We start from the raw sequence: 571 nt of genomic DNA on the forward strand, positions 1-571 counted from the left end.
CACAATGGCGAAGCGATCGATCCCTTGCGCTTCCGCACGGTCGGCAAGAAGGTCGCCCAGTATCTGTAAGCGATCCCAGGCTCCTGCCCCATGCGCCGATGACCATCATGATGGCTGACTAAGGCGCTCCCGTAGACAGAAACGCCGTCGCTGCCGCAACCAGGGTGGTCGCGCCGACCTTCAACGCGGCCTCGTCGACACGAAACCGGGCGTGATGGAGCGGAAAGACCGATCCGATCTCCTCGTTCCGGATTCCCAGCCGAAAATAGACCGAAGGACGTTTCTCGCTGTAGTAGCCAAAGTCGTCCGCGATCGTCCATCCGGGCGTGTTGAGGACGTTGTCGGCACCGATGCAGGCCTTGGCGCTGGCGGCAATCAGCTCTGTCATCTCGACATCGTTGACGACGCCGGGTTCGCCCTTGTGGATGTCGACCTCGACACGCGCGCCGTGGCTCGTCGCCATACCCTCGGCTATCGTACGAACGCGGTGCCAGGCCCGCTCGCGGGTTGCATCGCTGCCGCTGCGGATGGTGCCTTTCAACGTGACCCTGCCGGCTGTGACATTGTAGGC

The 571-nt window shown here is 62.9% G+C and carries 1 protein-coding gene; it reads right to left on the reverse strand.

Features of this window, described 5'->3' with window-relative positions; translation table 11 throughout:
* Positions 1-118 precede the first annotated feature (118 nt).
* Positions 119-571 (reverse strand): M20/M25/M40 family metallo-hydrolase (locus tag EOA22_RS36590; protein ID WP_127308170.1); only part of this gene is annotated, 453 nt, incomplete at its 5' end.

This window comes from Mesorhizobium sp. M7A.F.Ca.US.014.04.1.1 (assembly GCF_003998745.1).
Taxonomy (GTDB): domain Bacteria; phylum Pseudomonadota; class Alphaproteobacteria; order Rhizobiales; family Rhizobiaceae; genus Mesorhizobium; species Mesorhizobium ciceri.